We start from the raw sequence: 22,843 nt of genomic DNA on the forward strand, positions 1-22,843 counted from the left end.
ATGAAATCAGGGGGTGGGGGTGGTGTTCACCTTGGCTTCACATGGAAGGGATTATAAACCTTGGTTTCAGTTGGAATAAACACGGGCGAGGGGTAAAGCAAAATGAATATATCTTTCAGCACGGGTGCATCACTTTGAGTCAAAGCAATCTCAAATCAATGTTTTCTAACTACGTCGATAAGGAATCAGTTTTCAAAAACAAGGATGCACTTACCACTAACTATAAGCCCGACAATATTCTGCATAGGGAACAGCAGATTAATGATTTAGGTTCTATTCTTGCACCTAGCCTGAAAGGAAACGATCCTAGTAATGTGTTTCTATACGGCTCTGTAGGTACAGGTAAGACTCTTATCGTAAAGCATGTTAAAGGAGAATTAAAGACGGTTGCAAAGGATAAGGATATCGACCTGAATGTTCTGTATATTAACTGTAAGATGAAGAAGGTAGCAGACACAGAGTACCGGCTTCTAGCTAAACTAGCTAGACAGCTGGGAGAGGATGTGCCTTCTACTGGTCTACCAACGGATGAAATCTATAATAGATTTTTCGAGGCTCTCAAGGAACAGAAAGGCGTCGTAATAATTGCACTGGACGAGATCGATGCTTTAGTCAAGAAGGTGGGGGATGAGTTCCTTTACAACCTTACCAGGATCAATGATGACTTAGATGAAACTAAGGTCTCTATTCTAGGTATTTCCAATGATCTTAACTTCACTGAATATATGGATTCCAGAGTTAAGTCTTCTCTGTCGGAGGAAGAGATTATCTTCCCTCCTTACAATGCTATTGAACTCAGAGAAATTTTGAAGGAGAGGACTGATAAGGCCTTTGTCGACGATGCACTGAAGGATGGAGTGATTTCCAAGTGTTCTGCACTGGCCGCTCAGGAGCACGGCGATGCTAGAAGAGCTCTTGACCTTCTCAGGGTCGCAGGAGAATTAGCTGAAAGATCGGAAACAGATCTTATCGAGAAAGAGCATGTGGATAGAGCACAGGATAAGATCGAGAGAGATCGAGTTGTTGAGACTGTAAGAAGCCAGCCAAAACACTCCAAACTAGTATTATACACTATCCTAGATATGACAGAAGATGAGGATAAAATTGCGACAGGAGATGTCTATTCAGAATATAAAGATCTCTGTACAGAAGTTGATGTCTCTGAGCTTACTCAAAGAAGGGTTTCAGGATTAATCTCTGAATTGGACATGCTTGGTGTTATCAATGCAAAAGTGATTAGCAAAGGTCGTTACGGTCGTACTCGACAGATAAGTGTTGATTTGTCTGAGAGTATTCGTGGGCAACTTGAGAAGATGGTAGAGGATAATTTCTACCTTGAAGATGAGTGAAGATGATTTTAAGGTTTTTGCCTTTTGGGAGGGGCTTGTTGAATGAATGAAGAAGCAGTTAAACAGCTAACGAAGCAAGGTTGCATGGTTGAGAAGGATGCAGCTGAAAGTATATCTAAAGAAGATGTCGAGTTGATCGAACAGCTTGATGTTACTCCTATGTTTGTTTCTCGCAAGATGGTGGAGAACTTAAGAGAAAAAATGGAGACCAGTGTTTCAACTGGAAATAACGGTGTTAAAACAGTTCAGAAACAAAAAATGGCTGTGAAACAAGGGGAGGGCACAAGTACAACAGAGACAGAACCTGAAGAAATACAGGAACATGAAGAAACTGTCTCACAAGAAAAAGATGCTGAAGAATCTCCAAATACACAAACATCTTCTGAAGAAACAACTGAACCTGCTCCAGAAACCTCCGAAGAAATGAGTAAGGATCTGGAAGAAGAGTTTGAAACCAAGTCCTCATACTTCGACAAGAACAAGACGGTAGAAATCAAGGACACAGGTTCTAGGGATGAAAAAGATACTAAAGTCGAGATCATGGATGAGAAACAGATTACTCAGGAGGAAAAAGATGTACCTGAGTTCCTAGGATACTACAATGATCGCTACGACAAGATGAAGAAGCTGCTGACTCGCAGACAGGAGATGAAGTCAGCTACAACCATCAACCGGTTAGAGGGAAGAAGTGAGGGTGAGGAAGCCACCACTATCGGATTCGTCAACGACAAGTACTCGACTAACTCTGGCAAGTATATTGTTGAGCTCGAGGATAAGACCGGGACTTTCAAGGCGCTCGTGGATGAAAGGGAGGGCGACAGATTGGTTCCAGATGAGGTGATTGGTGTCTCAGGTAGCATGGGTGGCGACATAATCTATGCCAACTCTGTGATACGGCCAGACCTCCCGATACCACAGGGCACCAACTCAACACAAGACAAAGTACAGGCAGCATACATCTCAGATCTCCACATGGGAAGCCAGGACACACTCCACAAAAGGCTTGACCGATTCGGAGACTGGCTGTCAACCGAAGAAGCCAAACATATCGGCTATCTTGTGATGCCCGGAGACCTAGTAGAAGGCGTAGGAGTATATCCAGGACAGAAGGAAGAACTAGAGGTAGAAGATATCTACAAACAGTACCAACTTTTCGAGGAATGGTTCCAGAAGATTCCAGAAGATATACAGGTAATTGTCGGACCAGGAAACCACGAAATAACCCGGTTAGCGGAGCCACAGCCACGACTGCCGAAAAAAGTCTTCCCGGACATCGATGACTACAACAACTTCCACAGAGTCCAAAATCCGCAGATGGTCCGACTTCACGCGATCAGAAGTAAGGGTATCAAGAACCTGATGTACCACGGTTACAGCTTCGACGACCATGTCGACAAAATCCAAGACCTGAGAGAAAAAGCATACGAAGAACCTCACCATGTCATGATAGACCTACTCAAGAGAAGACATCTCGCGCCTACCTACGGCGATAACATGCTGAGCCCTGAGATGGAAGACCAGTTGGTAATCGAGGAGCAGCCGGATGTTATGGTTTCAGGCCACTTCCACAGCCACGCCAACACCACATACAAAGGAGTCAATGTCATCAACTCCTCCACATTCCAGGCACAGACCGACTTCCAGAAAAGAATGGGCCACGAACCAGACCCCGGAAAAGTAACAATAGTGGACTACAAAACCCGAAAAACACAGGTAAAGCAGTTCTAAGCCGCAGTTTCGCGACGAGAACAGAGCATTCAGAGAAAGCACCACAAGAGGCAAGAAAAACAATGAAAGTAGAAAAATACTTTGAAAGAATCTCAGACGAGACAGATAAAGCCTATGAACTAGCTGAGAAAGCAAGAGAACAATCCAAGGATCCAGAGAGAAAGATTGATATCCCGGTTGCTACTGACCTCCCTGAGAAGGCTTCCAGCCTGGTTATAGCAGCTATGTTCGAAGAACTGGAGGATCAAGGTGTTCCTGAGAGAATCAGAGAACTTGAAGATGAGTACGGCAAGAACGATGAGAGAGTTGCCTTCCAGATCGCCCGTGAGATAGCTGAAGGAGATTTCTACGAGTTCGAAGATGTTGAGAGAGCCTGTGATGCAGGCATCAGGGTAGGAGCATCCTACATGACTGGAGGGATAACTACAGCTCCTCTAGAAGGAATTGCAGATGTCAAGGTCAGAACCAACGATGATGGCTCTGAATACTTGGCAATGTATTATGCAGGACCTATCCGCTCGGCAGGAGGGACAGCCTCCGCAATGTCAGTGCTTCTAGCAGACTATGTAAGGATAGGAGTAGGTCTGGACAGGTTCAAGCCTTCTGACACAGTTGTCAAAAGATATGCTACAGAGGTTGAGGATTACTACAACCGTGTCACAGCCAAACAATACAATCCTACTCGTGAGGAAACGAAGAAGATTGCGGAGAATGTCCCTGTAGAGGTCACAGGATCAGCTACGGAAGATTTAGATGTCTCAAACTATAAGGACCTCGACAGAGTAGAAACTAATGCTATCAGAGGCGGTATGTGCCTCGTCTACCTTGATGGCCTGCCATTGAAGGCGTCAAAGATTGAGAAAAGAATCGAGAAATGGGGAGAAGACTTCGGATTAGAGCACTGGGACTGGGTTGAGGAATACCTCAAACTACAGAAAGAAATACACAGCTCAGGAGACGATGACGACGATGAAGATGAGGAAAAAGAGAAAAAACCAGGTTACACTCCAAGCGACAAATACCTAGGATCTCTAACTGCTGGAAGGCCTATATTCGCCCATCCCGGAAAAAAAGGAGGTTTCCGACTGAGATACGGCCACTCAAGAACGAATGGATTAGCGGCTAACTCATTTCATCCTGCCACTATGGAGATTACAGAGCGTTTCATGGCCATAGGCACGCAGATGAAGATAGAGTATCCTGGAAAAGCAACGGTGGCAACGCCATGCGACAGCATTCATCCTCCTGTTGTCAGATTGGAAAACGGTGATGTGATCAAGGTAGAGACACGGGAAAAAGCCCGAGAACTAGAAAATGATATTGAAGAAATACTCTTCCTCGGCGACATGCTTGTAACTTATGGTGAATTCGTTGAAAACGGTAAAAAGCTGCTGCCATCGCCTTATGTAGAAGAATGGTGGGAAAAAGAACTGGAAAAAGAGCTTGAAGAACAGGATGTCAAGCTTGGCAAAGACTTCAGCGATAGAGAACCCACACCAAAAGAAGCATTCAAGATAAGCGATGTACTTGGTATTCCGCTCCATCCAAGATGGCAATACCACTGGGACGAAACCAGTTCAGAAAAATTCCAGGCACTATATGAGGAAATCAATGATGGAGAGATTCGAAGCCAGGAAGCAAAGAAATGTCTTGAGGACATACTAGTACAGCACAAGACCGGAGAAGACAAAATAAATGTTCCTGAAGACGACCTGAAAGTTCTGAAAAAACTTCTTGTAATGGAAGAAAGCCATACAGATAAGATTGAACAGCTAGAAAATGGAAATGAGATCCATAATTTTGTTCAGGAAATCTCAGGATACGAGCTAAGAGATCAAGCACCTCATTATCTTGGTGCTAGGATGGGCCGACCGGAGAAAGCGGAGAGAAGAACTTTGAACGGAAAGCCTCAGCTGCTATTCCCTTGCGGAAAGCAGGAAGGCGGCAGGATGAGAAATCTTACAGCATCCTACAACTATGGAAGTGTCCAGGAAAATATTGTGGTTAACAAGGATCAGGAAACAGGAGAGAAAACCTACTTTGCCTACAATCCTGATACAGGAAATCCTGCAGAACCTGTCTGGTACTGCACAGAATGTAGGGAGGAGTATGTGGAAGAGTCGGAGAGCTGCGATAGCTGCGGCAACGAAAGATTCCAGAGACACAAAAATGAGAATATAGACATCGAGAACCTGATGGACAACGCATTAGAGAACCTAGACATGCCCAAGCCACCTGAACTACTGAAATCCTTCCGTGGAATGACCTCGGAACACAAACATGTAGAACCGATCGAAAAAGGCTTACTCAGAGAGAAACACGACCTCTATGTTAACAAGGACGCAACAGTAAGATATGATGCATCAGACATCCCAATGACACACTTCAAACCAGAAGAAATCAGCGTCTCAGTCGAAAAACTCAACGAGATAGGCTATACTGAAGATCACAACGGAGAACCACTGGAAAGAAAAGACCAGGTAGTAGAGCTTAAGCCACAGGATATAATCATACCTGACAGCGACAAAACACTCTCCGCAGCAGAATACATGATGAGAGTCTGCAACTTCACAGACGAACTACTAACAGAATTCTACGAAGTCGACCCATTCTACCAAGTAGAAGAAAAAGAAGACCTCGTAGGAGAACTAGTAATCGGACTAGCACCACACACCAGTGGAGGAACAGTAGGACGCATAATAGGCTTTACAGACGCCAAAGGAATCTACGCACACCCATACTGGCACGCAGCGAAAAGAAGGAACGCGGATGGAGATGAGGACGCCATTCTGATGATGATGGATGGCTTACTGAATTTCTCACGACAGTTCCTCCCGGACATGACAGGTGCAAGGACCATGGATGCGCCGTTAATTCTCTCTACTGTTTTGAATCCTGATGAGGTGGATGATGAGGCTTGGGCGGTTGAGACTGTTTCTGAGTATCCTTTGAGTTTTTATGAGGAGAGTTTGGAGTATAAGAAGCCGTGGAATTTGGATACTGATATTGAGATTGGTGAGGATGTTGTTCATAGTGATGAGCCGTTTAAGCATGGTTTTACTCATGGTTGTACGGATGTTGAGGATGGTCCAAGCCAGTCTGAGTATGTTACATTGGATTCGATGAGTGATAAGACTTCAGCACAGTTGGGTCTTGGTGAGAAGACCAAGGCTGCCGATGAGGATGCTACCGCCGAACTTCTCCTTCAGAAGCACTTCCTGCCAGATATCAGAGGTAACCTAAGAAGTTTCTCCAGCCAGGAGATGCGTTGTGTGGACTGTAACACCAAGTTCAGGCGTGTACCCTTGACAAATCAGACTATTGCGCCTTCTGGGAAGACTACTGCGCAGTGCCCTGAATGTGATGGAAAGGTTCTCCTGACAATTTCTTATGGTACGATTAAGAAGTATATGCAGCCGTCTAAGGATATAATTGATGAGTATGAGATCACTCCGTACCTCAGGCAGCAGGTAACAATGTTGAATGGTACGCTCCAGAGCTTGTTTGGGAAGGATGAAAGGCAGAGTGGTCTAGGACAGTTTACTTAGTTTTTCTGAGGTTTCTTGGTGCACAGGATTTTTAGTCGTGTGAGGTTAATTATTGTGTTATGACAAATGAAGTTGAGATTTCGGACGTGATGACTGAGGGCGTTATTGCCGTTGAACAAGATAAATCTGTTGTTGAGGCAGCTCAGCTCCTTGAAGAGGAAGAGATCAGGGGTTTGGTGGTTGTCGATAATGGTGAGGCTGTTGGGATTGTTGTTTGTCGTGATATTGTTTACCAGCTTGTATCGGAAGGGAAGGATCCTTCTGGTCATCAGGTGAAGGATATTATGAGCAGTGATCTTATTGTCGCTGAGGAGGATGAAGTCCTTAATGATGTGGCGATGGCGATGGTCAGGAACAATGTCTCCCGTGTACCGGTTGTCAGGGGCGACATGCTTGTCGGCATATTGACTCAGAGTGATATCCTAAGAGCTTGGCCTGGATTTGCCGAGGTTATCGGTGAGGAAAGGGAGATGGATGCTCCTGCCACACCTAATCCGGAGTCACAGGATGGTTACTGTGAGAGCTGTGAGAACTACAGTGAGGAGCTGGAGAACATCAATGGTATGATGGTATGCCCTGAGTGCAAGTAAATTTTTTCTATTCTCTTCTTTGAGCTTTTTTCTCCTAGGGTTTTTTAGCCGAGCCAACCTAATTTTTCTCTGAGTCGTTGTATGAATATTGTTGAGGAAGTTGATCGGCGCCGCCAAACCTTGAAGATCCGGGATCCGAGCAGAGCCTATGCTGAGTTAAAAGATCTTCTTGAGAACAGAATTGCTCTTGACGGCGCACATGAGGAGAAATACTTTAACGACCTGGAGAAGAACCAGATCAGAGCCAGAATCAACTGTGAGGAAGGTTTTGATGCCCATACAGCGGCTAAGTATGAGATTTATCTTACTATTGATGAGAAGAAGTCGGAGCTGGATATGCAGGTTAAAGCAAAGCTCGTAACAGAATATCCTACTGAAAAGGCATGGCAGGGCACTCTCTGGTACTATGCCTACCGCTCACTATTCGACAAGTTCTTGTACGGTAGCGTCCGGCATGGTTTTGAGCATGCTGCTGAGGAAAAGCTTGATACTATAATGGAGAGGGTGCGTGAAACCCTGGAGACTAGCAGCTTATGAATTATAAGCTGGTTTGTAGAAAATCGAGGCGATTTTCGAATGGTTAAGTTCGATCATGATGCTTTCAGTAAGCAGGACCACTTTTTTGTCAAGGATGATCCTGCTAGGATCTACAGAGGTTTGAAGGATCTCCTGGTTGAAGAGTTTGATATGGATAGGATTGAAGAAGGAAAGTCCGAGTTCTCTGTTTCTAGCCCGAAGGACAAGATCCGTATGCATGCGTTTAAGGAGAAGTCTCCGCACACTGTTATTCATTATAATCTGCAGTTTCGTGTTAAGAGTCCTAAGAATATTTACAAGATGGAGCATGGTCAGGATATTTTGAAGGCGCGTGTATCAACATATGCTGAAGTGGTGTCTGTCTATCCGGGCGGAGAGGATATCGCCTGGCTTCCTAAAGGTCTTAGAGAAGAACCAACTTCTAACTGGGGTAGCATAACCGGTTTGGAGGCGGAGCACAAGTCTCGTTTCCAGCGCTCAAAGCTGTATGAGATAATCGTAGGCTTGTGGCACAACAAGTTTTATTCTAAGGAGTTCCATATGTATGAAGAGGAGGCTAAAGAGACCTGTCTTCACATCCATGATTTGATGAGGGAGAAGTTCGGTGTCGAAAAATCTATCGGAAGAACAGGCGCAGGTCACTACACGCCGCCATGGCAGTGATTTAAACAATGTCAGACTCAGGTAAAGATAATAATGTTGGCTGGTTTTCTCGAAATATTCTTCCCTGGCTTCATACTCCGGACACCTACAAGGTTGAGGGCAAAAATTTTGATGAAGAGGAAGCCTTTGAGAAAGGAGACAATGTGTGGCATGACTTCCACCTGTTCCATGGTGACTGGGTTGAGGTCGTGAATAAGAAGGAGTGGTATGATTCCCCGCATGTTCCACAGATATACGCGAACCATAAGAAGATTTTGAAACAGAACATGCAGTTAAACCGACCGTTCGAAGAATGGTATGCTGAAAAGATCGATAACGGCGATTTTGAGTCCCATATGTATGTTAATGGTGATGGTTTGCCGAGCGGCAACGGAGATTACAGAATTTACATAGAAATAGACAGTGTCGGCGCTCCTTCCGGAGAGAACGATGCCTGCACAGTCGAATACTTCGTAAAAGGAAAACTCAAGTATGATAAAATTCCGGGAGGCATCGACTTCCTACCGCGTTTCATCGCCTACCCCTTAAACCGGTTTTTCAAATGGGCATACCTGGAAATGCTGGCAGAAGAACAAATCGAATACGACGGAGAATACGTCAGAGAAAAAGTAAACGAATACTTCCAATACCTCAGAAAATACCACGGCGAAGAACCCCTACAAACCAAAAGCCGCCAAGCAGTATTCAAACCAGCAGTCGAAGACGGAGTCTTCTTCCAATAAAGTTATAACCTAACAAAGGATATAACATATCATGAAATTTAGAACTTCTAAGGGGCAGTCTGCGATTGAGTATCTCACAACCTATGGTTGGATGCTTCTTGTAGTCGCTATTGTTGGTGGTGCTGTTTTTACAACTGTTCAAGGTGGTTCTAGTTTGGATTCTAGTGGTTTTGATGCTGGTAGTGGTGTTGCCTTTGTTGAAGGTGGTTTAACCAGCAGCAATAGTTTTCAAATGGCTTTACGTAACCAAGAAGCTGAGGAAATACAGGTGGAAAAAATAACTTTAACCAATGAAGAAGGAAACAAGGTTGTTGCCCGACCAGACAAAACCTTGCCAGTTGGAGAAGAAAAAACATTTAATACAATCGGCTTAGCTGAAACCAGTGGACAAAACAGTGTTAATGTTGAGATTACTTATGATAGTGGCGGTTTGGATAATTTAGCGGTTAACGGCAGTATCACCGGCGCCTTCTCTCTGGATACTGAACAAGCAGAACCTGGGAATGGCGAATGGGTGTTTGTTGATGTTTCTGAGGTTAATCAGTCGACTGTTGATACTAGTGGTATGTCTGATTTCTATATTATGAAGTATGAGGCTTCTCGGAGTGATGCGACTGATAGCAGCGAAGGTACAAGCGATGTTCCGGCTTCTCAACAGGGCGTTGTCCCGTGGACTGAGATAAGTATGAACTATGATTCCAGTAGGGCAGATCCGGGTACAGATCCTGGGGCTTTGGAGGCCTGTGAAGCAGCAGGCTTCAATTTGCCAAGTAATAGGCAGTGGCAGGCTGCTACGATGGCGGAGATTGGTAATGAATCTTCTCAGCCTTTAGGTAACACAAACAATAATGAGGACAGTAATGGGGATCAGGGAACGATAGATCCAACAAGTCATGACTGGAACAATGATGGAGAGAAAGACAGAACATTAACCGGTTCTGGTCCGGATACATGGGCTAATACTATTGGAGTTCATGATTTGAATGGTAATGTGTGGGAGTGGACATCTACTGTGGTTGACCAATCACATCCGATGCATAAAGGCGGTAGTGAGGGTCATGTCTCGTCTTGGAACAATAATGGTTACCCTGAATCTCTTGGTAGCAGTAATTCCGATTTCGGGGGTGACTACTACTGGTCTTCGAGTAATGATACTCGTGCCGTTCGGCGCGGTGGTTACGCGCGCAGTGGTGCGGACGCCGGCGTGTTCTCCATGATCCTGCGCGACGATCCTTCGGGCTCGGGCAGGGGCACCGGGTTCCGGTGTTCTTTGAGTTGAAAACTCTGTAGGGTTTTCATGTCGCAGAAATTCTCCCAGAGAATTTCGAGTCCTGATTGCTGAGTGCTCGAAAATCACTGAGTGATTTTCTGTGAATGCACAAAATCTTCGATTTTGGAATGCTGGGTTGCGAGGTGATCAGAATGGGTGAAGTGGATTTTACTGGTTTGCAGCCCTGTGAGAATTGGGTGTCTGTGTTCTTCCAATAAAAGGCTTCGGACATAACTTGTTTTTACTTGGTATTTTTTTTTGGCTGCCTATTGGTCAGCAGGCATGACGGGAAAGGGACCCTGGATGAGTGCGTCTGTGTTACCAGGCAGCCAAATCTTGTTTTTGGTTTTGTGGTGTGTTGTAGTAATATAAACTATTTGATTCTATTGTTGTTTAGATGGTAAGAAGATTTTATGGTTTGGCGGTGGTATTTTTGTTGGCTGTGGGCTTTTCTGGGTCTGCGGTGTCTGTTAGTTTGGAGTCTTCTGGTTCTGAGGTTTTGGATAATTATTCTGAGGGCTCCAGCAGGGATGTTGAGCAGGAGATTAAGGAGAGGGTTAATATTTCGTCCGAGTCTGAGAGTGTTAATGTGACGGAGGAGATTGAGGAACGGACTAATGAGGAGATTAGGAAGATTAAGCAGGAAGAGTCTCAGAAGGTTACAGGTAAGGCTACGGAGCAAAAGTCTGAAGGGTTTTTATCTATGATAATGAGTCTTTTTGGTTGAATAAATGGCAGAGTTCTATGTAAAGGTTGAACCAGGTTCTGAGTCTTTCAGCGTTGAGCAAGCATATATTACGAAGGTTTCTCTTACTGAGCCTGCTGAGAATGGTAGAGCAAACGCCGAACTAATAAGAGAACTTGAGAGTATTCTAGGTGAGAAACCAGCGATAATTTCTGGACATCGTTCTAGGAGGAAGAAGTTGAAGGTTGATATTTCTGAAGAAAAAGTAGAGGAAAAATTAAGGAGTTTTTAGGCAATTGCTTGTTTGATGAATGGTATTGCGTACATTATCGCTGTTCCTATGGTAAACATGACTAGGTGTGGTGCGATGTGTGTGTCTGATTCTTTGAACCTCGGTAGTAGGTCGCTTCCTGCGATGTAGATGAAGTTGCCGATGACTAGTGGAAGTAGTAGTGCTACTATGTTTCCTGAAACTGTTGAAAGAGCCAGGACTAGTCCTGCTCCTAGGAACATGAATAGGCTGACTAGTATGTTGGCTCCGATTGCTTTCTCTCTCGAGAATCCACCTTCTAGTAGTACTCCGAAGTCTCCTACTTCTTTCGGTACTTTGTGTGCAGCTATTGCTACCGTTGATGCGATCCCTGCAGACGTTGATGCCAGGAAACTGGTTGTAATCAAGATGCCATCCAAAACATTATGCACTCCATCTCCAGCCAGTAGTACGTAGCTGAATGGTTCTTCGTGTAGGTCTTGGTTGTGGCAGTGCCAGTGGACTGTTCTCTCCAGTATCAGTGAGAATGCTATTCCTGCCATTACGAGTAATCCGGTTTCTCGTGTGTAGCCGATTGGATTGGCTAGTCTGTAGATTAGGTGTATGAATACGCCTCCGAATATTGTGCCTGCTGAGAGGCTGATCAGGTATTCTACTAGGTTGTCTACTTTGTCTTTGCTGAGGAATAGGAAGAATGCTCCTATTGCTGAAAGTATGGAGGTAAGTAGTAATGCCGTGCCGATGTCAGTTAAAGTACTCATGTTAAAACATACATGTTATTAAGTTTTTGAAGTTTCCTATTAATTTAGTGTTATGGAAATAATAAGTCTATCTCTGGATGAAGAAACATTGGAGAAAATCGATGAGATACAGGAGGAAGCTAGTTTCAATGGTCGTAGCGAACTTATCAGGAAGGCTGTTGAGAATCTGCATCAGGAAGTAGAGGATAACCAGAGTTTAGAGGGAGAGTTAAATGCTGTTATTGTGGTGAGGCATCCGCATAAGAAGGAGGAAAGGATTGCACATATTTCACATGATTTTGATGATGTTGTAACCACGCAGCTCCACAGTAAGCTGGATGGTCAGGTATGTCTTGAGGTGTTCCATACTAATGGGAAAGCTGAGAGAGTGATTAACTTCTATAACGAGCTGGAGGGCAGTAAGCATACGGAGTCGGTGAACATGCTGCCTCAGAATTAGTAGGTTTATTTTCAGTTTGTTGGGTTGTGAAAGAATAAAAAATCGGGATGTTATATTCTGGTTATGGAGAATGAGCAAAAGTTGTTTGAGGCGATTGATAATTTGCAGTTTGCTGATGATGAGATTGTCCAGGTTGAAGGTGATTTGAGGGATGTGAAGAGTAGGGTTGCTCGGGCGTTTCAGCAGGCTGATAATCTTGCTAATGCGGAGACTGTTGAGGAGAAGCAGGAGGAGTTTGATACTATTGTGAGTGATATTGAGGATGCTGATCAGGAGCTTCAGCAGGTTGAGGAAGTTGTTGAGGATATTCGCCGCCAGTTAAGTGTTGTTTTTGGTGAGATTGAGCAGTGGAAGGAGTCTAGTGAGCTTTCTGATCTCAGGTAAGGATTATTTTTTCCCGCTTGGTTAGACTGATTAATCTTCAGATGCATATCTGTCTTTATGAAGTTAGATCATACGATGCTGAGGGTTTCTAACCCGGAAAAGGTAATTGAGTTCTATGAAGAGGCTTTTGGATTTGAACTTGTTAGGGAATCTGAGAATGATACTTTCACACTGTACTTCCTGCGGATTCCGGGTCAGGATGAGGTGCTGGAGCTTACTTACAATCATGGTGTGGACGACCGGTATGAGAAGGGTGAAGGTTTCGGTCATATCGCCATTAGAACGGATGAGGGTCAGTCTCTAAAAGATGCCTATCGGAAGGCTGTTGATGCTGGCGGTGAGGACTACCGTCCGCCGGGGGAATGTCCTGGTAACTATGGTTTTGTCAAGGATCCGGAAGGGTATGAGGTTGAGATCTTGGGTTAGTCTAGATGGCAGTATTCGATTATTTCTTCTCCCCATTCTTCGTCGGCGTTGTTCAGCAGCTGGTTGATTTCATCGTTGTTTACGTTGACTGTTTTGGGTTCTTCGTGTTTTCTGTCTTTGTATCCTTGTAGTGTCCAGTTTTCTTGGGTCTGGTTGTATGTGGCGAGGTATTGCTGTCCTGTATGTGGATGTAGTTCTTGTGTATCCGCAAGGTTATGTTCTTCGACTATGGTGTTGTCGATGCCGTATGCTAGTCTGCATTCTTCCTGAAATTCTTGTTCGATCTGTTCTTGTCGCTTTTCTATGCTGTACGGGAATTTTTTGGTTTTGATATCTAGTTCTTTTAGTATGCTGGCGTCTACTACTGTAGTCCCTATTCCTGAAGCGCCTACTGCTACTAGAATGTTTCTTCTCCTTTTATTTACTTCTCCTTCTTCATCTTCGATTCCTAGGTGTTTGTATGTGCTGTGTCTTAGCTTGTTTCCTGCTTCCTTGATTTGGTTGTAGCCAGGTATTTTGGTGTTTTCACTTGTTTTTTGTTCTGCCTGTCCTGTGAATTCTTCAGGGTCAGGTTTTTTCACTGTGGTGCCACTGGTTTTGGGTCTTTGTCTGTTTTTGAGGGGTTTTTGTCGTTGAAGTAGTGTTCGGGGGATGTTTCTTCCGGTGTAAGTCCTTTGTTGACTGTGTCTGTCAGTGCTTCTTCAACTGTTTCGTAGTTGTTCTCGTTTACTACGTTTGAAAGCCCTTCCAGTCCTTGTTTCATTGCTTCTGCTCTTTCTGATGCGTTTGAAAGGTTTTGGTCGTCGAGGTAAGGTGTTGCGGTGTTGACTAGTTTTTCCATGCTTTCTTGGTAGGAGTCTAGTTTGTCTAGATACTGTTTGACGAGTTTGGACTGTGCGCTTATTGCTTCTCCGCTTGTTTTTATTGCTGAGGACCGGTCGATTAACGTGTTGTTGTGGGTTTTTTCAAGCAGGTTTTGCCTTGAGTCTGCGATGTTTCTAAGTATGTCGAATTCACCTTCATTTGCTCTTGCGGTTCCTCCTAGCTGTTCTGATAGTTTTCGGGCGTCATCGTATATTTGCTGTGTGTACTGTTCGACGGCGCCTGATAGTTCCTCTTTGAGTGCGTTTGTTTCTGCTTCTAGTTGTGAGTTCTTTGTGTCGAGTATGCTTTTGGCGTTTGCTGATTGGACTACTGACTGAGCGTATGTGTCTGCTTCTTCTGCACCTAGAAGTTCTCCAACTGTCTCTGAGCCGAATTCCTTTAGTGCTGCTTCGCTTCTCTCTATCTCTGATTCACGGGCAGTGATCTTCTCCCCTAGTTCATTGACGTAGTCTAACAGGTTGTCTGCCCCTATATTTATGGTGTCGCTCTCTGAGAAAAGTCCTTTGGTCAGTCCTTCTACGCCTCTGTTAACCTGTACGCCGGAAACGTCAATCTCCTCATCCTCAAGCGAGTAAGATTCCTCGCCAGGCTCAAGCATTTTTTCGTAAGCCCTCTCAGCCTTCAGCTCATATTTTTCGTTGATGTCCTCAAACTTCTGGTTAATCTCATTTTCCTGTTCGAAAATGCTGTCAACAGCAGAATCTACCTGCTCAAAGTCGTTGCTGGAGCCTATACCTAGTTTTTCTTTCGCTTTGCCAACCAGATTTTTCGCATAGCTTAACACCATTCTAATTACCTAACTTCAGATTCCAACTCTGTATAAAAACCATTTATTACGTTTCTAAAGCTGTAAAGAACTGAATAAGTGTTCTCAAATGTAACAAATTTTCATGTTTACTTTAGGACTTGTTAATTAACTCATTTTTCATTTTAATCTTTTTCTATAGGATTTGATACTATATATTTGTCTTTTTTCTGGTTAACGTCTTGATTTCAATTTTTTAGCTTGTTCTAAGAACTTGTGTTCCTTAAAGTATATTTTAAACGAAAAATATGGGTTTATAATCTGTAGCCGGTTTTATGTGTATGCTGATTTGGACTAGGTTTGATTTACTGGTTTTTTGTGAAAATCTGAGCTACGGGAGCGATGATTCCCAAGGGTTTCCTGTTAATTTCCTAATTAAACAGGGTTTCAGAACTAAGGAGGTGAATTTTTGATATGAATAGACAAGTTTTAGCTTCATTCATTGCTATCGGTCTTATTGCTTCAATTACCGGTGTCGGTACTGTAGCTGCTTCGAACACTAGCTGGGATGATAAGAAGGCTGGTGACTATGACAAGCAGATGATGCAGGACCGCATTGAGGATCTTCGTGAGAAGCGCGATTCATTGAAGCAGACTCTCCAGGAGAAGAAGTCTACATCTTCTGAGTACAAGGATAAGTACCAGAAGATCAGCAAAGACTTTGAGGAGATGAAGAAAGAGCACGAGACAGCAGTTGAAGACGCTACTGAGTACAAGGACTTGTACGAAAAGCAGAAGCAGAAGACTCATGAGTACAAGGACAAGTACCAGAAGCAGAGCGATCAAGTTGAAGAGTACCGTGATAAGTACTTGAAACAGAAGCAGAAGGCTCAGACCTACAAACAGAAGTCAGAGCAGTCTCTCAACCATCTTCAAGAAGGTGCTGTAGAGTATTCAGTTGACTACAAGAAGACCTACAAGGACCACAAGAAGACTTCAGAAAGCGATTCTGAGAAGAGCGCTAACTCAAGCTCTTACAAGGAGAAAGATCATCAGAGTAACTCATCTGCAGATTCCAGCAGCAAGAAAGGCTACGAATCTGGAGAGAGCGACAACAGAAGCAGTAAGAAGGAGAAAACCGATTACAAGTCAGAATCATCCGAGTATGAGAAAGAGAAAGAGAAAGAATCTGACTACGAAAAGGACTCTGAGAAGAGTTACGAAGAAGGGAAGCACGAGAAAGAGTCAGAAAGTTCCAACGAAACAGAGAAAGACAGCAAAGATGAAGAAAAAGAAGAAGACGATGAACACAAGAAAGGGAAGAAGTAACTGAGCGATGCTCAGCTACATGAGGAAGGGTTATTTCCTTCCTCACATCTTCCAACTTAAAGAGGATTTAGCATGATGGAAAGAATGGAAATAGCTACGACACTGCTCATAGTATTGGTTGCTACGCCGCTTGTAGTATTCATAGTTCCACAGCTTCTGGGCTTAGAAGCCTACGTAGTTACCTCTGGTTCGATGGAACCTCGGGTTCCTGAAGGAGCAATACTGTACAACCAGAATTCTGAAACCTCACAACTCGAGGTAGGTGATATAGTCACTTACGTGCCTAACCCCAATCAGAGCGATGCTGACAGAATCACACATAGAATAATACAGGTGAATCAAACAGAGAACTCACGCCAGTTCAAAACTCAGGGAGACGCCAATGTCGACCCCGATCCCGGATGGGTATCAGACTACCAGGTAATAGGACAAGAACTATTCACAATACCATACCTAGGCTACATGGTAAAATTCCTATCATCCCCTATCACACTAATACTGCTCCTAATCGTTCCCTCAGCTATAATGCTCAAAACTCACATAGAGAAACTACATGAAGAACTAACCCAATCCAAACAATCCTTCAACTAATTGAACCTGGTTCAAGCAGAGAACTCAAAGCATCAGTATTCACATACTCCAGAACGGATACATCCCATATAACTTCTTCATACTCTCCCCTACCCTCTCTCATATTCACACCATACAATTTTTCAACAGCACTCAGACCCAAACCTATCTCGGTAGAACTCAAGCAACAATCATTCTCCAACTCAGATGCAGACACATAGCCAGAATCCTCATCTTCCAGATACTTCTCACTTACATCCAAAACCAGGACACCGAACTTACGCAAATGCCACTTGTCCTCAGACTCCAAGCCCTCAAACATCTCCAACACCTGCTCATCAGAATACTCAACCCACATACTCACTCATTAAACACCTCTGCTTATACACCCAGATGGAAAATACCCGTCAGAAGACTCACAAACAACTTATGACTGTTCGATATACACGAACAAACTTATGTTCAAAAAATACCAACATTCAACATATTTTAAAACCTTTTGTCGTTACTTTTCCATTAAAATTTAATTAGACGAGTGTTTTCTCTGAACGAACAACCTCTAACTTTGATTAATACCTGCTTCTAAACAGATACTGTGAGAATCACAAAGATCCAGGACGACGGAGAAAGATTCATCATACACGGCGACAGTCACTTATACCAAAAATTAAAGGAGGTATTCGACCAAATGGGCTTAGGCATCTCCGTAACCGAGTCTGATTCCGGGGTTGCCAATATACTCTACACTGAAAATAACCGAGATATAGTACTGAGAGTTCTTGATGAAAGAACAAATTCTACATAGACAGAGTTTAATTGGTCCGTAAGACCCGTCATCAGTGGGTCGCACCTGTTTCTTGCTACTTCTATTTGCTTTAGGCTACCCCATGCAGCAAGGTTTTACTGACATTGTCGGATTTAAAGAAGTTCAATCTTTGCATTAGCAGGTTATGAAGGGAAGATAGTTTCCGATTTTTTGTACTCTGTCTTCAGGAAACCATGAGTGTTTGCTATTATTGAACACTCATAGAACTCTGGCTCATTGTTTTTCCTTATACTAGAAAAACCTCATAATAAAGAAGGTATATCGCAAATGTCGGGGTATGTGGTTTTAGTATGTCGTTTGGGGTTTTAGCCAGGGGTCGCGATCCAGATAAGGTTCTAAATAAAGAAGGTATATTTTCACTGTGTGAACTGCCTGGCATGATTCACCCATTGCCTCACATACCTTCTTTGTGTTGGGGCGTTTTGCTTCTTCTGTCCTAAAACCACGAATGTTTGCCTTGTTTGAACACTCTTTTCTCCATGAGTGTTCTTTGATTTTACACACTCATTGAAGTTACTTGGTGGTAGTGTCGAAAGTTTTTAAAAAGGCATGAATGTTCGCTTAATATTAACTGATGTGTGTATTTTTTGAACACTCTTTTTACGAGCCTAGGTGTTTTGGAGTACATGGAGTAGTTCGCTGAGAGGTTCAACTATCTTTTCTTCTTTGGGTGTGAGTTCTACTATCCTTTTTCTGCCTTCTTTGTGGGTCTTGACTGGGTCTGTTTCCCTCGGTTTCTGTATGACTTTTACGGTGTGTCTGTTAGTCGATTCTGTGTTGCTGTGAGTGTGAGGTATAGTGGTCTTCCCAGGAGGGTTGAGTTGGGCTAGAATGTGGCAGAGATTGAGGGGTGAAAAACTCCTCTATGTCTGTCAGTTTGGAAAGCTCTTGGGTTATATCGTGGTTCGGGTCATTAATTTGTTTTGAAGTGAAAATGTGAGTTGTCAAATAGGTTACTGGATGGTTATGCGGCATGATGGCTTTATTTAAAACCGTTCCGGTCGAAAATTGTCTGTGGTAACAATGGAATTCTCAGTATCTAAAATGAAGGAAATGATCAAAAGTCAGGGCAGCAAAAGAGTATCAGAAGACAGTGCAGAAGAACTAGCAGATGTACTAGAAACATTCGCAGGGGATGTATCAGAAGAAGCGATCGCAGTAGCAAATGACAAAGGAAGAAAAACTGTCCGTGGCGAAGACATCAGAGACGCCCTGAAATAAGAGCTACTTCTATTTTTCCACTATTTTTATTTCTCCTTGTACCGAACAGCATATCATGTATAATATAATACCAATCACCTTGCTCCTCTGTTTAGAGCTGTAGAAAACCATTTCCGGCACCTATCAGCATCCGTATTCATGCTGCCGAAGGTCCAACTCCACCATGAATTTAATGATTACATCCGTCTTCTAATACATGAGTGCAGAGGAAGTCGTAGAGAAAATTGTCGACGAAACAGAGATGGACGAAGACGAAGTACAGGAAAAACTGGAAGACAAGATGGAAGAATTCTCCGGACTAGTCAGCGAAGAAGGAGCATCACACCTAGTCGCAAAAGAACACGGCGTACAGATAGCAGAAGAGCAGAACGAAGACCTAAAAATAGATAATATAGTGCCGGACATGCGGAAAGTCCATGTCAAATCCAAAGTACTCAACATTTCCGATGTAAACACGTTTGAACGAGACGATGACGAGGAAGATGGAAGAGTTCAGAACATGGTGCTCGGTGATGAGACAGGTACGATCCGGGTAACACTCTGGGATGAACAGACCGAGATTGCGGAAAAAATCGATGAAGGAAACGGAATCGAAATCGCAGGAGCATACACGGTAGAGGACAACCAAGGAGAAGCCGAACTCCGGCTTGGCGATGATGTACAGGTCAAGATGCTGGACGATGATGAAGTACCAGAGGTAGATGATTCAAGCTCAATGTCCACAAAGGAAGTATCCATCAAAGAAGTCAACCAGGAAGGCAACTCGTACAGGGTTCGCGGCATGTTGATGAAGGTCTACACATCCAACCCGTTCTACAGAGTACACCCCGAAACAGGAGACACAGTCAGGGAGAATGATGACGGAGACTATGTCACCGATGACGGCGAGGAAGTCGAGGATCCGGAAGGAAGACTAGCGGTATCAGGAGTCATCGACGATGGAACAGAAACCATCCGAACAGTATTCTTCGGAGACCAAGCACGAGAAGTACTAGAAGTCGACGAAGAAACAGAAAAAGAAATGGACACAGACACAGTAGAAGAAGCAGCTGTAGAAGCACAGGGCAAAGAACTTGTAATCGAAGGAAGAACACGATTCAACGACTACTTTGACCGACTGGAAATTCTATGCAACAGCCTGGAAGAAGTTGAAACCAAGGAAGAGATCGAGCGTATGCTCGAAGTCATGGAAGCATAAAAACGAGGTAATAGAATACTATGAGCCAAGAACAAGAAGTTGACTTAGAAGACTTGAAAGGAGTAGGAGGAAAAACCGCAGAAAGACTGAGAGACGAAGGCCTAGCCAATTTGATGGAGCTAGCTAACATGAAAGCCGGTGAACTCTCAGGAAAAGTCGATGGAATAGGAGAATCCGCAGCAGAATCAATTGTAAAATCGGCGAAAGAACACGCAGATGTCGGAGGCTTCGAAACAGCAACAGACAAGCGAGAAGCCCGTAAAGACATGCGGAAAATAGGGACAAACAGCGAACAGTTCAACGAACTGCTTGATGGTGGAATCGAAACACAGTGCATCACAGAACTCTACGGGGAGTTCGGAGCAGGAAAGACACAGATCGCACACCACCTCGCAGTAAACGTCCAGAAACCTGAAGAAGAAGGTGGAATGGGCAAAGGAGCAGTATACATCGACACAGAAGACACTTTCATCCCGGAAAGAGTTGAACAGATGGCTGAAGAAGCAGGAATGGATGTAGACGAAGTACTTGACAACATCCACGTAGCAAGAGCATTCAACTCAGACCACCAGATGCTTCTAGCCGAAGAAGCCAAACAGATCTGCCAAGACAACGACATCGGACTAATCATAGTCGACTCACTAATGGCACACTTCCGATCAGAGTATGTAGGAAGAGGAGAACTAGCCAAGAGACAGCAAAAACTCAACAAACACATGGCAACACTCCTCAGAGTAGCCAACACCCACAACACAGCAGTAGTAGTAACCAACCAGGTCATGGACAACCCAGACCAGATGTTCGGCGACCCAACCAAAGCGATCGGAGGAAACATCGTAGCACACAACTGCGCAGTCATAATCTACCTCAGAAAAGGCAAGAAAGACACAAGAGTCGCAAGACTAGAAGACTCACCATACCTGCCAGAAGGAGAAGCCGTCTACAGCATTGAGGACCAAGGAATTATCGACGGTTAATTTTCTAAGTAGGATTTTGGGGGAATTTCCTCCCTTAATTCATCTGTTACTTCCTCGAGCGCTTGGCTTACTTCTTCTTGTGAATCAGCTGCGTGTACGGTTCCATTAGCCTGTTCAAGGTACTCAATTGCATTCTCTGGAGGTGCACCGTTGATCGAGATTTCAAAGCTTTCTCTTACATCTTCTCCATCGTACATTGTAGGTCCTCCTACTGTGTAGAAATCTACTTCTTCACTGTCTCTGTTTATTTCCAGAACTTCTGCGCAATTATTGAAATCGTAATGTTTTACAAATTTCAGACTGTCATCTGTCCAAAATAGCCTTGTGGCTATCTCACCTTCTTTGTTTTTTGATTCATATAGATGTGTAAATGGATCTTCCTCTGATAATCTGGAGTAGTGACTGGAAAGGTTAAGTTCTGTCATGTTTACCAATTAGTAACAACAGAATATAAATGTTGTGGTTGAGAAATTGTAGATATCAATATGCCATAAGTAGTAGAAAAGTAGAAATTATAGAATGTCGTCTTCGCTGACGATGACGAAGTCTCCTACGCTTCTGACTGCGGAGAATGGGATTATGTTTCTGCCTTTTTTGTCGCTTTGGAGTTGTTCGTCGTCTAGGTGTTGGGTTGTATCTGTGACGAGCAGGTTCATTAGTTCGCCTGTGTCTCCGACGAATGAGATGTCGTTGACTGTCCCGAATTTTTTACCGTGTTCTTCGGATACTACTGTTTTACCTGTGATCTCGCTTCCACGTGGTGTTGCTGGCATTGTTTTAGGGCACCTTTACAAGTGGTTTTTAGGGAGGGAGAGTTAAAAACTTTCCATGCGTGTCTTCACCGCAGTCAACATAGAAAACGAAAAAGTACTAGACAAACTGGAGGAGATGCAGAAGGAACTGGACTACGGCTTCAACAAAGTAAAACCAGGGAAAATGCATCTAACTCTCCAATTTTTCAAAAATGTTGATAGGAATGAACTAGAAGAAATAAAGACAGGACTGAACAAAATTGAGATGGAGCCTTTCAAATTGAAGATTAAAGGCGTAGGCGTATTTCCGTCAAAAGACTATGTACGAGTTGTCTGGGCAGGGATTGAGTCTGAAGAAGTATTCGAATTAAAGAACCAGGTTTCAAAACACTCGGTTGAAGAGGACAACGATCACAAGTTCCATCCTCATATCACGTTATCCAGAGTAAAAAACATCGCCAGAAGAGACAAAAAAGATTTCAGAAGAAAACTTGAGAAACTGGAGGACGAGGAGATAGCTCAGACGACCGTCAAATCAGTTAAACTATTCAAAAGCAAACATACCGGAAAAGCCATGGTTTACAGTGTATTGGAGGAGAAGGAGCTGTGAACAGAGAACGTTTTACGTATCTATGTCTTTTTCTATCAGTTCTAGGTCTGGGAATTCTTCAGTTCTCAACCGCTCACCTCAAGCCTGATGTAACTGACATCAACTCTGTTGATAGTTCTAAAGTCGGTCAGATCGTCAAAGTAAAAGGCAATGTCTCAGGTTTTTACTCCACTGGTTCAGCATCTTTCTTCACTCTAACTGACTCCACAGACAAGATCCAGGTCACATCTTTCAACCAACCGGAAGTCAGTTCCGGAGACACCATTACTGTTCTGGGCAAAGCTGAACTCCATCAAGGCAGTTTACAGATTGTTTCGACTGAAATCGAACAGAACTAAAGATTAATTTAAACGCTTC

27 protein-coding genes are annotated in these 22,843 nt (G+C 43.7%); 21 read left to right on the forward strand and 6 right to left on the reverse strand.

Annotation, left to right across the window (positions count from 1 at the left end):
* Positions 1-134: 134 nt before the first annotated feature.
* The 10 genes from LC1Nh_RS00005 to LC1Nh_RS00050 all read left to right on the forward strand — a co-directional run bounded on the left by LC1Nh_RS00005 (position 135) and on the right by LC1Nh_RS00050 (position 11,384).
* Positions 135-1,349, forward strand: coding sequence for an ORC1-type DNA replication protein (locus LC1Nh_RS00005; protein ID WP_256727641.1), 1,215 nt, complete (start codon positions 135-137; stop codon positions 1,347-1,349).
* Between the two features lie 42 nt (positions 1,350-1,391).
* The gene (locus tag LC1Nh_RS00010) at positions 1,392-3,077 is read left to right on the forward strand and encodes a DNA-directed DNA polymerase II small subunit (protein ID WP_153549651.1); all 1,686 of its coding nucleotides are present in this window, start codon (positions 1,392-1,394) and stop codon (positions 3,075-3,077) included.
* A gap of 62 nt (positions 3,078-3,139) precedes the next feature.
* A complete protein-coding gene (locus tag LC1Nh_RS00015) occupies positions 3,140-6,625 on the forward strand; it encodes a DNA polymerase II large subunit (RefSeq protein WP_153549652.1) in 3,486 nt (1,161 codons plus the stop codon).
* A gap of 59 nt (positions 6,626-6,684) precedes the next feature.
* Entirely contained in the window at positions 6,685-7,215 is a 531-nt protein-coding gene (locus LC1Nh_RS00020) for a CBS domain-containing protein (RefSeq protein ID WP_153549653.1), read from the forward strand.
* 81 nt (positions 7,216-7,296) lie between these two features.
* Positions 7,297-7,752: a hypothetical protein gene (locus tag LC1Nh_RS00025; RefSeq protein ID WP_153549654.1), complete on the forward strand. Its 456-nt coding sequence runs from the start codon at positions 7,297-7,299 to the stop codon at positions 7,750-7,752.
* Between the two features lie 39 nt (positions 7,753-7,791).
* A complete protein-coding gene (locus tag LC1Nh_RS00030; protein ID WP_153549655.1) occupies positions 7,792-8,415 on the forward strand; it encodes a hypothetical protein in 624 nt (207 codons plus the stop codon).
* A gap of 8 nt (positions 8,416-8,423) precedes the next feature.
* Positions 8,424-9,137: a hypothetical protein gene (locus tag LC1Nh_RS00035; protein WP_153549656.1), complete on the forward strand. Its 714-nt coding sequence runs from the start codon at positions 8,424-8,426 to the stop codon at positions 9,135-9,137.
* A 31-nt stretch (positions 9,138-9,168) separates the two neighbouring features.
* Entirely contained in the window at positions 9,169-10,416 is a 1,248-nt protein-coding gene (locus LC1Nh_RS00040; protein ID WP_153549657.1) for an SUMF1/EgtB/PvdO family nonheme iron enzyme, read from the forward strand.
* Between the two features lie 466 nt (positions 10,417-10,882).
* Positions 10,883-11,134 (forward strand): hypothetical protein, encoded by a 252-nt coding sequence (locus LC1Nh_RS00045; protein WP_153549658.1) that lies wholly within the window; start codon positions 10,883-10,885, stop codon positions 11,132-11,134.
* Positions 11,135-11,138: 4 nt separating this feature from the next.
* Positions 11,139-11,384, forward strand: coding sequence for a DUF167 domain-containing protein (locus tag LC1Nh_RS00050; protein WP_153549659.1), 246 nt, complete (start codon positions 11,139-11,141; stop codon positions 11,382-11,384).
* On the opposite strand, the gene LC1Nh_RS00055 is transcribed toward LC1Nh_RS00050, so the two are convergent.
* Positions 11,381-12,124, reverse strand: a complete 744-nt coding sequence (locus LC1Nh_RS00055; RefSeq protein WP_153549660.1) for a ZIP family metal transporter — start codon at positions 12,122-12,124, stop codon at positions 11,381-11,383. The two genes, LC1Nh_RS00050 and LC1Nh_RS00055, sit on opposite strands and share 4 nt — an antisense overlap.
* A gap of 52 nt (positions 12,125-12,176) precedes the next feature.
* Here LC1Nh_RS00055 and LC1Nh_RS00060 point away from each other — a divergent pair, with 52 nt between their 5' ends.
* From LC1Nh_RS00060 to LC1Nh_RS00070, 3 genes are all read left to right on the forward strand, one after another.
* On the forward strand, positions 12,177-12,563 hold the full coding sequence (locus tag LC1Nh_RS00060) for a CopG family ribbon-helix-helix protein (protein ID WP_153550819.1): 387 nt from the start codon (positions 12,177-12,179) through the stop codon (positions 12,561-12,563).
* Positions 12,564-12,626: 63 nt separating this feature from the next.
* Positions 12,627-12,947, forward strand: coding sequence for a hypothetical protein (locus LC1Nh_RS00065; protein WP_153549661.1), 321 nt, complete (start codon positions 12,627-12,629; stop codon positions 12,945-12,947).
* A 57-nt stretch (positions 12,948-13,004) separates the two neighbouring features.
* Positions 13,005-13,373, forward strand: coding sequence for a VOC family protein (locus LC1Nh_RS00070; protein ID WP_153549662.1), 369 nt, complete (start codon positions 13,005-13,007; stop codon positions 13,371-13,373).
* Here the strand turns inward: LC1Nh_RS00070 and LC1Nh_RS00075 are convergent.
* Entirely contained in the window at positions 13,370-13,954 is a 585-nt protein-coding gene (locus LC1Nh_RS00075) for a hypothetical protein (protein ID WP_153549663.1), read from the reverse strand. The two genes, LC1Nh_RS00070 and LC1Nh_RS00075, sit on opposite strands and share 4 nt — an antisense overlap.
* Positions 13,951-15,045: a hypothetical protein gene (locus LC1Nh_RS00080; RefSeq protein ID WP_153549664.1), complete on the reverse strand. Its 1,095-nt coding sequence runs from the start codon at positions 15,043-15,045 to the stop codon at positions 13,951-13,953. Before LC1Nh_RS00080 ends, LC1Nh_RS00075 begins: the two co-directional genes overlap by 4 nt.
* A gap of 432 nt (positions 15,046-15,477) precedes the next feature.
* Between LC1Nh_RS00080 and LC1Nh_RS00085 the strand changes: the two genes are divergently transcribed.
* Together LC1Nh_RS00085 and LC1Nh_RS00090 are read left to right on the forward strand one after the other, a co-directional pair.
* A complete protein-coding gene (locus LC1Nh_RS00085) occupies positions 15,478-16,332 on the forward strand; it encodes a hypothetical protein (RefSeq protein WP_153549665.1) in 855 nt (284 codons plus the stop codon).
* A gap of 75 nt (positions 16,333-16,407) precedes the next feature.
* The gene (locus LC1Nh_RS00090) at positions 16,408-16,923 is read left to right on the forward strand and encodes a signal peptidase I (RefSeq protein ID WP_217907043.1); all 516 of its coding nucleotides are present in this window, start codon (positions 16,408-16,410) and stop codon (positions 16,921-16,923) included.
* On the opposite strand, the gene LC1Nh_RS00095 is transcribed toward LC1Nh_RS00090, so the two are convergent.
* Positions 16,916-17,266 (reverse strand): hypothetical protein, encoded by a 351-nt coding sequence (locus LC1Nh_RS00095; protein ID WP_153549667.1) that lies wholly within the window; start codon positions 17,264-17,266, stop codon positions 16,916-16,918. The two genes, LC1Nh_RS00090 and LC1Nh_RS00095, sit on opposite strands and share 8 nt — an antisense overlap.
* Positions 17,267-17,497: 231 nt before the next feature.
* Here LC1Nh_RS00095 and LC1Nh_RS00100 point away from each other — a divergent pair, with 231 nt between their 5' ends.
* The 4 genes from LC1Nh_RS00100 to radA all read left to right on the forward strand — a co-directional run bounded on the left by LC1Nh_RS00100 (position 17,498) and on the right by radA (position 21,124).
* Entirely contained in the window at positions 17,498-17,707 is a 210-nt protein-coding gene (locus LC1Nh_RS00100) for a hypothetical protein (RefSeq protein WP_153549668.1), read from the forward strand.
* Between the two features lie 1,044 nt (positions 17,708-18,751).
* Positions 18,752-18,949: a histone gene (locus LC1Nh_RS00105; protein ID WP_153550820.1), complete on the forward strand. Its 198-nt coding sequence runs from the start codon at positions 18,752-18,754 to the stop codon at positions 18,947-18,949.
* A gap of 196 nt (positions 18,950-19,145) precedes the next feature.
* Complete coding sequence (locus LC1Nh_RS00110) at positions 19,146-20,147, forward strand: OB-fold nucleic acid binding domain-containing protein (protein WP_153549669.1); 1,002 nt, start codon at positions 19,146-19,148, stop codon at positions 20,145-20,147.
* Between the two features lie 20 nt (positions 20,148-20,167).
* Positions 20,168-21,124, forward strand: a complete 957-nt coding sequence (gene radA, locus LC1Nh_RS00115; protein WP_153549670.1) for a DNA repair and recombination protein RadA — start codon at positions 20,168-20,170, stop codon at positions 21,122-21,124.
* On the opposite strand, the gene LC1Nh_RS00120 is transcribed toward radA, so the two are convergent.
* Together LC1Nh_RS00120 and LC1Nh_RS00125 are read right to left on the reverse strand one after the other, a co-directional pair.
* A complete protein-coding gene (locus LC1Nh_RS00120; protein WP_153549671.1) occupies positions 21,121-21,549 on the reverse strand; it encodes a hypothetical protein in 429 nt (142 codons plus the stop codon). The genes radA and LC1Nh_RS00120 overlap by 4 nt on opposite strands.
* Positions 21,550-21,636: 87 nt before the next feature.
* A complete protein-coding gene (locus LC1Nh_RS00125) occupies positions 21,637-21,897 on the reverse strand; it encodes a PRC-barrel domain-containing protein (RefSeq protein WP_153549672.1) in 261 nt (86 codons plus the stop codon).
* A gap of 55 nt (positions 21,898-21,952) precedes the next feature.
* Here LC1Nh_RS00125 and thpR point away from each other — a divergent pair, with 55 nt between their 5' ends.
* Both thpR and LC1Nh_RS00135 read left to right on the forward strand, forming a co-directional pair.
* A complete protein-coding gene (gene thpR / locus LC1Nh_RS00130; RefSeq protein ID WP_153549673.1) occupies positions 21,953-22,486 on the forward strand; it encodes an RNA 2',3'-cyclic phosphodiesterase in 534 nt (177 codons plus the stop codon).
* A complete protein-coding gene (locus tag LC1Nh_RS00135) occupies positions 22,483-22,824 on the forward strand; it encodes an OB-fold nucleic acid binding domain-containing protein (RefSeq protein WP_217907044.1) in 342 nt (113 codons plus the stop codon). The genes thpR and LC1Nh_RS00135 overlap by 4 nt, the downstream gene beginning before the upstream one ends.
* The last annotated feature ends 19 nt before the right edge of the window (positions 22,825-22,843 follow it).

It is taken from the genome of Candidatus Nanohalobium constans, from assembly GCF_009617975.1.
GTDB classification, from domain to species: Archaea; Nanohalarchaeota; Nanosalinia; order Nanosalinales; family Nanosalinaceae; genus Nanohalobium; species Nanohalobium constans.

Bases quoted from the DNA above. Each gene is read 5' to 3' on its own strand.
- LC1Nh_RS00010 (WP_153549651.1), top strand. From the start codon at position 1,392: ATGAATGAAGAAGCAGTTAAACAGCTAACGAAGCAAGGTTGCATGGTT.
- LC1Nh_RS00015 (WP_153549652.1), top strand. From the start codon at position 3,140: ATGAAAGTAGAAAAATACTTTGAAAGAATCTCAGACGAGACAGATAAA.
- LC1Nh_RS00020 (WP_153549653.1), top strand. From the start codon at position 6,685: ATGACAAATGAAGTTGAGATTTCGGACGTGATGACTGAGGGCGTTATT.
- LC1Nh_RS00025 (WP_153549654.1), top strand. From the start codon at position 7,297: ATGAATATTGTTGAGGAAGTTGATCGGCGCCGCCAAACCTTGAAGATC.
- LC1Nh_RS00030 (WP_153549655.1), top strand. From the start codon at position 7,792: ATGGTTAAGTTCGATCATGATGCTTTCAGTAAGCAGGACCACTTTTTT.
- LC1Nh_RS00035 (WP_153549656.1), top strand. From the start codon at position 8,424: ATGTCAGACTCAGGTAAAGATAATAATGTTGGCTGGTTTTCTCGAAAT.
- LC1Nh_RS00040 (WP_153549657.1), top strand. From the start codon at position 9,169: ATGAAATTTAGAACTTCTAAGGGGCAGTCTGCGATTGAGTATCTCACA.
- LC1Nh_RS00050 (WP_153549659.1), top strand. From the start codon at position 11,139: ATGGCAGAGTTCTATGTAAAGGTTGAACCAGGTTCTGAGTCTTTCAGC.
- LC1Nh_RS00055 (WP_153549660.1), bottom strand. From the start codon at position 12,124: ATGAGTACTTTAACTGACATCGGCACGGCATTACTACTTACCTCCATA.
- LC1Nh_RS00060 (WP_153550819.1), top strand. From the start codon at position 12,177: ATGGAAATAATAAGTCTATCTCTGGATGAAGAAACATTGGAGAAAATC.
- LC1Nh_RS00065 (WP_153549661.1), top strand. From the start codon at position 12,627: ATGGAGAATGAGCAAAAGTTGTTTGAGGCGATTGATAATTTGCAGTTT.
- LC1Nh_RS00070 (WP_153549662.1), top strand. From the start codon at position 13,005: ATGAAGTTAGATCATACGATGCTGAGGGTTTCTAACCCGGAAAAGGTA.
- LC1Nh_RS00080 (WP_153549664.1), bottom strand. From the start codon at position 15,045: ATGGTGTTAAGCTATGCGAAAAATCTGGTTGGCAAAGCGAAAGAAAAA.
- LC1Nh_RS00085 (WP_153549665.1), top strand. From the start codon at position 15,478: ATGAATAGACAAGTTTTAGCTTCATTCATTGCTATCGGTCTTATTGCT.
- LC1Nh_RS00090 (WP_217907043.1), top strand. From the start codon at position 16,408: ATGGAAAGAATGGAAATAGCTACGACACTGCTCATAGTATTGGTTGCT.
- LC1Nh_RS00105 (WP_153550820.1), top strand. From the start codon at position 18,752: ATGGAATTCTCAGTATCTAAAATGAAGGAAATGATCAAAAGTCAGGGC.
- LC1Nh_RS00110 (WP_153549669.1), top strand. From the start codon at position 19,146: ATGAGTGCAGAGGAAGTCGTAGAGAAAATTGTCGACGAAACAGAGATG.
- radA (WP_153549670.1), top strand. From the start codon at position 20,168: ATGAGCCAAGAACAAGAAGTTGACTTAGAAGACTTGAAAGGAGTAGGA.
- LC1Nh_RS00120 (WP_153549671.1), bottom strand. From the start codon at position 21,549: ATGACAGAACTTAACCTTTCCAGTCACTACTCCAGATTATCAGAGGAA.
- LC1Nh_RS00125 (WP_153549672.1), bottom strand. From the start codon at position 21,897: ATGCCAGCAACACCACGTGGAAGCGAGATCACAGGTAAAACAGTAGTA.
- thpR (WP_153549673.1), top strand. From the start codon at position 21,953: ATGCGTGTCTTCACCGCAGTCAACATAGAAAACGAAAAAGTACTAGAC.